At 66.3% G+C, this 8828-nt stretch carries 9 protein-coding genes and 1 pseudogene; 8 read left to right on the top strand and 2 right to left on the bottom strand.

Features of this window, described 5'->3' with window-relative positions; all coding sequences use genetic code 11:
* Nucleotides 1-174: pseudogene (locus A5646_RS13325) on the bottom strand (M18 family aminopeptidase); the annotation flags it as partial.
* A gap of 166 nt (nt 175-340) precedes the next feature.
* Between A5646_RS13325 and A5646_RS13320 the strand changes: the two are divergent.
* The 3 genes from A5646_RS13320 to A5646_RS13310 all read left to right on the top strand — a co-directional run bounded on the left by A5646_RS13320 (nt 341) and on the right by A5646_RS13310 (nt 2955).
* Nucleotides 341-1351, top strand: coding sequence for a Dyp-type peroxidase (locus tag A5646_RS13320; protein ID WP_066865464.1), 1011 nt, complete (start codon nt 341-343; stop codon nt 1349-1351).
* Nucleotides 1348-2145, top strand: a complete 798-nt coding sequence (locus A5646_RS13315; RefSeq protein WP_066865461.1) for a family 1 encapsulin nanocompartment shell protein — start codon at nt 1348-1350, stop codon at nt 2143-2145. The genes A5646_RS13320 and A5646_RS13315 overlap by 4 nt, the downstream gene beginning before the upstream one ends.
* Nucleotides 2146-2214: 69 nt before the next feature.
* The gene (locus A5646_RS13310) at nt 2215-2955 is read left to right on the top strand and encodes an SDR family NAD(P)-dependent oxidoreductase (protein ID WP_067022066.1); all 741 of its coding nucleotides are present in this window, start codon (nt 2215-2217) and stop codon (nt 2953-2955) included.
* 3 nt (nt 2956-2958) lie between these two features.
* Here the strand turns inward: A5646_RS13310 and A5646_RS13305 are convergent, their stop codons facing one another.
* Entirely contained in the window at nt 2959-4674 is a 1716-nt protein-coding gene (locus tag A5646_RS13305) for an MOSC and FAD-binding oxidoreductase domain-containing protein (protein ID WP_067022064.1), read from the bottom strand.
* A 227-nt stretch (nt 4675-4901) separates the two neighbouring features.
* Here A5646_RS13305 and A5646_RS13300 point away from each other — a divergent pair, with 227 nt between their 5' ends.
* From A5646_RS13300 to A5646_RS13280, 5 genes are all read left to right on the top strand, one after another.
* Nucleotides 4902-5771, top strand: a complete 870-nt coding sequence (locus tag A5646_RS13300) for an alpha/beta fold hydrolase (protein ID WP_067022062.1) — start codon at nt 4902-4904, stop codon at nt 5769-5771.
* Nucleotides 5772-5829: 58 nt separating this feature from the next.
* Nucleotides 5830-6525, top strand: coding sequence for a TetR/AcrR family transcriptional regulator (locus tag A5646_RS29910; RefSeq protein WP_067022060.1), 696 nt, complete (start codon nt 5830-5832; stop codon nt 6523-6525).
* Between the two features lie 24 nt (nt 6526-6549).
* The gene (locus A5646_RS29905; RefSeq protein WP_066878825.1) at nt 6550-7221 is read left to right on the top strand and encodes a TetR/AcrR family transcriptional regulator; all 672 of its coding nucleotides are present in this window, start codon (nt 6550-6552) and stop codon (nt 7219-7221) included.
* 120 nt (nt 7222-7341) lie between these two features.
* Entirely contained in the window at nt 7342-8388 is a 1047-nt protein-coding gene (locus A5646_RS13285) for a zinc-binding alcohol dehydrogenase family protein (RefSeq protein WP_066865441.1), read from the top strand.
* A 46-nt stretch (nt 8389-8434) separates the two neighbouring features.
* A partial coding sequence (locus A5646_RS13280) for a DUF427 domain-containing protein (protein ID WP_156765598.1) occupies nt 8435-8828 on the top strand: 394 nt, incomplete at its 3' end.

Here is an 8828-nt window from a genome sequence, read left to right as displayed (position 1 = left end):
CTGCGAGCCGGCCCGGACCACGAAGTAGCGGCCCGGTTCTTCCGGCCACCGTTGAGCCTCGTTCAGTTCGGTGAACCCGGCGGCGGTCAGCCGCGCGCCGACCGTGGCGCAGGCATGAAATGGCGAGGGGGAAGCGTCGATGAAATCGCAGAGGCCTGCGGCGCTGGCCGACATGTTGATCATCATGGCTGTCCGCGGTCACGGACTTCACGCGAGGTCCGATTGCGCGCTCCTTGCTCGCTCCGCTTTCGGCGCTCACCGTCGCCACGCGAGGTCCGATTGCGCGCTCCTTGCTCGCTCCGCTTTCGGCGCTCACCGTCGCCACGCTAGGGTCCTCAGAGTGCCCCCCGTCCAGCCGCAACCGATCCTCGCGCCGTTGACGCCCGCGGCGATCTTCCTGGTGGTCACCATCGACGACGGCGGAGAGGCGACGGTGCACGACGCGCTGCCCGAGATTCCGGGACTGGTGCGCGCGATCGGCTTCCGCGAACCGCAGAAGCGGTTGTCGGCGATCGCCTCGATCGGCTCCGACGCGTGGGACCGCCTGTTCTCCGGACCGCGGCCCGCCGAACTGCACCGGTTCACCGAGCTGAATGGACCGCGGCACACCGCCCCCGCCACCCCCGGGGACCTGTTGTTCCATATCAGGGCCGAGAGCTTGGACGTCTGCTTCGAGCTGGCCGACCGGATCCTCAAATCGATGGCCGGCGCGGTCACCGTGGTCGACGAGGTGCATGGCTTCCGCTACTTCGACAACCGCGACTTGCTCGGATTCGTTGACGGCACCGAGAACCCGGACGGCGCGCTGGCCGAAAGTGCCACCGCGATCGGCGACGAGGACCCCGACTTCGCCGGCTCTTGCTATGTGCACGTGCAGAAGTACGTGCACGACATGTCGTCGTGGCATTCGATCTCGGTCACCGAGCAGGAGCGGGTGATCGGCCGGACCAAGCTGGACGACATCGAACTCGACGACGATGTGAAGCCGGCCAACTCCCACATCGCGCTCAACGTGATCACCGACGACGACGGCACGGAACTGAAAATCGTGCGGCACAACATGCCGTTCGGCGAACTCGGCAAGAGCGAATACGGCACCTACTTCATCGGCTATTCGCGGACACCCCAAGTCACCGAACGAATGTTGCGCAACATGTTCCTCGGCGATCCCCCGGGCAACACCGACCGCATCCTCGACTTCTCCACCGCCGTAACCGGCGGAATGTTCTTCTCCCCCACCCTGGACTTTCTCGATGATCCACCGCCGCTGCCCGCAGCGCCGGTGGCGGAAACGCCTGTTGCACAGAACGGCTCACTTTCGATCGGCAGCCTGAAAGGAACCTCCTTATGAACAACCTCTACCGCGACCTGGCACCGGTCACCGACGCCGCCTGGCACGAGATCGAAACGGAGGCGACCCGCACCTTCAAGCGACACATCGCCGGGCGCCGGGTCGTCGACGTCAGCGAGCCGGGCGGACCAGTCGCCGCCGCCGTCAGCACCGGTCGGCTCGCCAACGTGGCGTCGCCCACCGAGGGTGTGGAGGCTCATCTGCGGGAGAGCAAACCCCTTGTCCGCCTGCGGGTTCCGTTCACCCTGTCTCGTTACGAGATCGACAACGTCGAGCGCGGCGCCAACGACTCCGACTGGGATCCGGTCAAGGAGGCCGCCAAGAAGCTGGCGTTCGTGGAAGACCGGGCCATCTTCGAGGGCTACGCCGCGGCGTCGATCGAGGGCATCCGCTCGGCCAGCTCGAACAAATCGCTGACCCTGCCGGCCGATCCGCGCGAGATCCCCGACGTCATCACCCAGGCGATCTCCGAACTCCGGCTGGCCGGTGTGGACGGCCCGTACTCGGTGCTGCTGTCCGCCGACGTCTACACCCGGGTCAGCGAGACCACCGAACACGGATATCCGATCCTCGAACACATCGACCGACTGGTTCCCGGAGACATCATCTGGGCACCGGCCATCGACGGCGCGTTCGTGCTGACCACCCGCGGCGGCGACTTCGACCTGCAGCTCGGCACCGACGTGTCGATCGGATACACCAGCCACGACGCGGACACCGTGCAGCTGTACCTGCAGGAGACGCTGACCTTCCTGTGCTACACCGCCGAGGCGTCCGTCCCGCTGAACCCCTAGGAATAAACGCCGACCAACCGCTGCTTATCGGGAGAGCAATTGAACTTCTCTCCTGGAGGCAGGATTTCGATGGCAACATCATTGGCCGGCTCGACCGCGTTGGTGACCGGTGCTACATCGGGTATCGGCCGGGAAATCGCACTGCAGCTTGCACGTCGCGGCGCCGAGGTCGTGGTGCAGGGCCGCAACGCCGAACGCGGCGCAAAAACCGTCCGCGACATCGAAAATGCCGGTGGTACAGCTCGTTTCGTCGCGGCGGATCTCAACGTCGCCGACGAGGTGCGGCGATTGGCCACCGAGGCCGGGCCGGTGGACATCCTGGTCAACAACGCCGGTATCTATGAATTCGGCCCGACCGCCGACACCGACGACGCGACCTTCGACGAACACGTGAACGTCAACCTGCACGCCCCCTACATCCTGGTGCAGAAGTTGGTGCCGGCCATGGCCGCCCGGGGCCACGGTGCGGTGGTGAACGTGAGCACCCTCGCAGCGTCGTTCGCAACGCGCGGGGCGGGGATCTACGGGGCCACCAAAGCCGGCTTGGAGCAGCTGACCCGCGTATGGGCCGATGAATTCGGCGAGTCGGGCGTGCGGGTGAACGCGGTGGCCGCGGGGCCGACGGAAACGCCTGGGGCCGCGGCGCTTCCGGGCGCCCTCGAGACCATCGCGGCCATCACCGCGCTGAAGCGGGTGGCCGACGCGAGCGAAATCGCCAGTGCCGTGGTCTTTCTCGCCTCGCCGGAGGCCAGCTACGTCAACGGCGCAGTCTTGCATGCGACCGGAGGGCAGCAAGCAATCGTCGCCTGAGCACTACAGATCGAGCACCACGTCGGTTTCCGGCTCCGCCGAGCAGATCAGTACCGACCCGTCACCCGGCGGATCCAGCGGCCGCTGGACGTAAGTGGTTGCGCCGGAGACGATTCCGGTGACGCACACGTGACACACGCCGCTGCGGCAGGAGAAGCGGGTTGGCACGTCACAGGCTTCGGCGAGATCGAGGATGCTGCGGTACGCGGGTGACCAGTTGACCGTTAATCCGCTGCGTGTGAAGGTGATCGCCGGTCCGACACCCGGCGCTCCGGCAGGCGGGTGGGGCGGCCGGCGCTCGCCCGCATCGACCACCCCCGGGTTGATTGCGGGCAGCGCGCCGAACAGCTCGGTGTGGATCCGGGACGGGTCGAATCCCATTCCTGTCAAGGCGTCGCGCATATCCGTCATGAATTGGGTTGGACCGCAAAGGTAAACGGTGGCGTCGGTCGGCAGGCCCAGTTCCGCGATCGACTCCCGGCGCAGCCGGCCCTGCGTTTCGGTATAGAAGACCCGCTGCCGGGCGTGCGGTAACGACCCGATGAGCGTCTCGACTTCGGCTGCGAACACCTGCGTTTCGCGGCTGCGGGTGGTGTGCAACCACCAGATGTCGCGCCGGCTTCCGGCCGCGGACAGGGCGTGCAGCATCGCCAGCACCGGCGTCGCGCCTATTCCGGCGGAGAACAGGACGACCGGGCCCTCGTCCTCGGTCAGGCAGAAGTCGCCACGCGGAGCGGCCGCCGCGATTACCGACCCCGGCTTGATGTGGGTGTGCAACCACCCGCTCACCACGCCGTGGTCCTCGCGCTTGACGCTGATGCGGTAATCACCGGCGGAGGAGTCGTCCGACAGGGAATAGCTGCGCAGCGGCGCGGGCTCGCCGGCGCCGGCGAGCTTGATCGTCAAGTACTGCCCGGGCAGCGCCGGTGGCAGCGGAGCCTGGTCGTCGGCCTTGAGCCGGATCGAGAGCACTTCTGGACTCTCCCAGCATGTTTCGGTGACCCGCAAGCTACGAAAGCCCTGCCACCCCGGTTCGACTCCGATGGGCGGCGCCACCGCGGAAGTGGCTCCATCGTGCGCGGCCAGCAGCTCGTGAAACGACTGCTGCCAACCCGGGCTCAGCGCCGGAATGTCGACGGCCTTGCGCAGCGTCTCGACGTTGCGGTCGGGTAGATAAAGCAGCGCGTCCACAGCGGCGACGCTGAGTTCGTGGCGGCCGCGGCGCGTCCGCACGATGTCGTCACCGGCTCGCACCTGGCCCTCGGTGATCACGCGGAAGTAGAAACCCGGGCGATGCTGGGCCACCAGCAGATTGGGCATGTCGGGCTCGTCGAGGCGAAGGCCGACCCGAAAGCAGGTGACGCGCGGCTGGGTCACCTCGAACTCGGCGTCACCGATGCGATAGCGGTCGCCGATGCAGACGTCGTCGTCGGCGAGCCCGGTGACCGTGAAGTTTTCCCCGAAGTGCCCGGCTCGCAGATCGTCGCGCTTCAGGTAGCTCTTCCAGAAGTCGTAGGACTCGCTCTGATACACCATCACCGCGCGTTGTTCACCGCCGTGACCGGCGAGGTCGCCCTGACCGTCACCGTCGACGTTGCGGCGGCGCACCATGACCGGTCCCTCGACCGGGGCCTTCCATATCCCCGTGTAGACGGTTTTGTCGCGCCATTCGACGTTCTTGGGCATGCCCACGTTCACCGAAACAAGCCTGTCGACCATGTCACCTCGAACCAGCTCGTATCCGTAGCGAGCCCAACTGGGATGATTGGCCCAGAATATGGCAGGCCAGTCCGCACGGCAATACATTGGCAAAGGCTGTTGCTCGGCGCCGCGGTGTTGCATACTGGGTCAGATAACCCAGAAACCTCTAGATGGGTTTCGCGGATTTTCCATCCCACGCCGTCGCGGCGCACGGCGGTGAAAGGGGTTGAGCCAGGAGGAACGTCATGCCTGCTGTTCACCATCGCTACGCCACGGTCGACGGCCATCGACTCTTCTACCGCGAGGCAGGAGACCCGGCCGGTCCCACGGTGCTCCTCCTGCACGGCTTTCCCACCAGCTCGTACATGTTCCGTCACCTGATCCCGGCCCTGGCCGACGGTTACCACGTCATCGCGCCGGATCACTTGGGGTACGGGCTGTCCGACGCACCACCGGTCGACGAATTCGACTACACCTTCGACGCGCTGACCGACCTCACCGCAAACCTGCTGCGGACCCTGGGCGTCGACCGGTACGCCATGTACGTCCAGGACTACGGCGCGCCGATCGGCTGGCGACTCGCGTTGCGCGACCCGGCCGCGATCACCGCGATCATCAGCCAGAACGGCAATGGCTATGACGCGGGATTCGTCGAGAGCTTCTGGAAGGTCGTGCAGGCATACCAACAGGAGCAAACGGCGGATACCGAGGCGGCGGTGCGCCAGTTCCTTACCCTGGGGGCCACCCGTTGGCAGTACGTGACCGGCGTGGCCGACGAGACGCTGATCGATCCCGAATCCTGGCAGCACGATTACGCCCTGATCTCCCGTCCGGGCAATGACCTGGTGCAGCTCAAGCTGTTTCGCGACTACGCCACCAATGCGCCCCTTTATCCGCGCCTGCACGACTACTTCCGGGCCACCCGGGTGCCGCTGCTGGCCGTCTGGGGCCGCGGCGACGAGATCTTCGGCCCGGCCGGCGCCGAGGCGTTCGCCGACGACCTGCCCGACGCCGAGATCCATCTGCTCGACGGCGGACACTTTCTGCTGGAGTCGGCGTGCGACGACGTCGCGCACCTGATCCGGAACTTCCTCGCCAGGCAAGGCCGCGCCTGAGCCGATGTATGGGCTGGAGATCCCATAAATGGGGGCGCTACCAGGTTAGCCTGACGCGATGGCCCATCCCGATGTTCATGGTGAACAACGGTTGACCGCCAAGGGGCGTGCCACCCGCGACCGGATCGTGCAGGCCGCCGCCGAGCTGATCGTCACAAAGGGCCTGTCCGCGTTCAACATGGACGGCGTTCGCCGGGCGGCTTCCGTCAGCGGCTCACAGCTCGCCCACTATTTCGCCGATAAGGCGACGCTCATCCGCGCGGTGATCAGGCGCCAGATCGGCGTCGTCTTGGACTTTCACCGCCAGCCCACACTTCGCGGCCTGGGTTCGTTTGACGACTTCGAGCGGTGGATCGACCTGAACATGCGCTACCTGCGGCGCATCGGCTATTTCGGCACCCCCACCTATCACGCGCTCACCGCCCAGTTGGCGAAGTCGGACGACGCCACGCGCGAGGCGTTGGCGGCCGGGTACCGGCAGTGGATTGACTTGCTGGAACAGGCGATTGCGCGGATGAAAGACGACGGATTGCTGGTTCGGTATGCCGATCCACACCAGCTGGCGTTGGTGATCGTCGCCGCGCACCAGGGCGGTGGCGTGCTGACCTTCACTTACCGAGAGGAGTGGCCCCACGCCGACGCCATTCGCTTCGCGATCAACTATTTGCGTCTGTTCGCCACCGACCCTGCCGAGCGCGCACCCCGTCCGCCGCGCCGGTCCAGCGCGCGTCGCCCGGCGCGACGGGCCGGCTGAGCGATTGGTGCCGAAGGTGGTGAAGTGACCGAACGCAACCCATCGCGCTTCACCCGCAAGGGACTGGCGACACGCGCGCGCATCATCGAGGTCGCCGCCCGGCTGATGTTCGAGCGGGGCGTCGCCAACACGAGCGTCGACCAGGTTCGCCGCGCCGCCGCTGTGAGCGGATCCCAGATCTCGCACTACTTCGGCGATAAGCGCGACCTGACCCGCCACGTCATCGATGCGCGCCGTAATGACGTGCGGGACTTTCACACTCGGCCACAGTTCGCCGGACTCGACAGCCTAGATGCCCTGCGGGCGTGGGCCGATGCCTGCGTGGCCGACATCGACGCCGTGTACCGCGTCGGCGGTTGCGTTTATGGGTCCCTGGCCGGTGAGCTGATCGAGGGCGACCGCGAGGTCCACGATGACCTGGCCGCGGGATACGACCAATGGATCGACCTGTTTCGGGCCGGACTGGAGTCGATGCGCGAGCGCGGACACCTGCGCCCGGAGGCCGACGCGCGGCACCTGGCCGTATCGCTGGTCGCCGCGCACCAGGGCGGCGCGATGCTCACCCACGTCACCGGCGATCCGCAACCGCTGCGGGTCGCCGTCAATGCCGCGGTCGACTATGTGCGCTCCTTCGCGGCGCACCCGCCGCGGCGTAAGCGTCGAGCCGTGTCGTCTCGCGGTCGGCGCGAGGCCTGAGTATTGACCTTTCGCTGGACATGGTCGGTGTGGACGCCCATAATAATGGGTCAGTTGGCCCAATATTTGCGTCGCGCCGCCGGGCGCCGTCGCCGCCAACGATGGTGAAAGAGGCAGCCGATGTCCGTGCTCGAGTCACCTCAGCTGCCAACCGCACCGGCGGTCGTACGCGAGCAACCCGGCGGGGAAACCATGCGGGCGATCATCTTGGAAAAGTTTGGCGGCCTGGACAGTCTGGTCTACACCGACATCCCCAAGCCCCTGCCGAAAGATGGCGAAGTCGTCATTGCGGTAAAGGGTTTCGGCATCAACCACGCCGAGATGCACATGCGTCGCGGTGAATGGGCTGAGGCGGCCGAGGTCAGCGGGATCGAATGCGTCGGCATCGTCGACTCGTGCCCGGGCGGCGAATTCCCGGTCGGGGCCAAGGTGGCGGCGCTGATGGGCGGGCTGGGGCGCACCATCAACGGCAGCTACGCCGAGTACACGCGGGTTCGCGCCGCCAATGTCGCCCTCATTGAGTCGGACCTGCCCTGGTCGGATTTGGCCGCCCTGCCCGAGACTTACGCGGTCGCCTGGACATGCCTGTTCCGCAACCTCGACCTGAGATCCGGACAAACGTTGGTTTTACGGGGCGCGACCTCCTCATTCGGCCAAGCCGCACTCAAGATGGCGGTCACCGCCGGCGCGCGTGTCATCGCCACGGCGCGAAGCAGCGATCGCTTGCCGATGCTGGAAAAGTTAGGCGCTTCGCGCGTCGAACTGGAAAGGCGCGACCTGGCCTCCCACATCCCCGAAACCAAAGACATTGACGCGGTCCTGGACCTGGTGGGCAACAGCACCATCCTCGACTCCCTCGACATGTTGCGGCGCGGCGGCACGGCGTGCCTGGCCGGATGGTTGGGCGGACTCGACCCGATTGGCGATTTCAACCCGCTGCTGCGCATGGCCAGCGGCGTGAACTGGAACTTCTTCGGGAGCTTCGTCTTTGGGACACCGGGCTTTCCGCTCTCAGACGTACCCCTGCAAGACATCGCCCGGCAGGTTGCCGACGGCGAACTGGATGCGAAGCCGTCACACATCTTCTCTTTCGAGCAGATCCGAGAGGCGCACCGCGTGATGGAGGCGGGAGAAGCCGGCGGGAAGATGGTCGTCGTCATGCAGTGACGTGACCGCGGACGCCGAAAAGTTTTCGCGACGAAGGGACACGATCATGGGGCTCGCATGGCAGCAAGGCCCGCTTGCGACGGGATCGGTGGGGCATTTCCTGACCGAGCAGCCACTGCCGGCGCGGCTGCTCTTCGCCGAGCCGCTGCGGCGACGGATGAGAGTACGCTTCGAGGACAGATGGATAGTCGACAGCGAAGACGTGATCCTGCTACACGAACCGGGCCGATATCCAGTCGCCTACTTTCCCCGCGCTGACATCGAAGACGAAACGCTGCGCGCCGAGGACCGGGTGACGCAACACCGCGATCTCGGGGCCACCCAGTGGTTCTCCGTCTCCGCATCGGGGCGCGAGACCAATCACAGCGCGTGGGAACACACCGGGCTACCGGCGTATGCCGCCGTTCTCGAGGGCCGGGTGGCGTTTGCCTGGCGCGCCA

The sequence above is a fragment of the Mycobacterium sp. 1245499.0 genome, assembly GCF_001673615.1.
Classification (GTDB): domain Bacteria; phylum Actinomycetota; class Actinomycetes; order Mycobacteriales; family Mycobacteriaceae; genus Mycobacterium; species Mycobacterium europaeum_A.
Note: the sequence above shows the minus strand (reverse complement) of the source record. Positions and strands in the feature narration are given on the sequence as shown.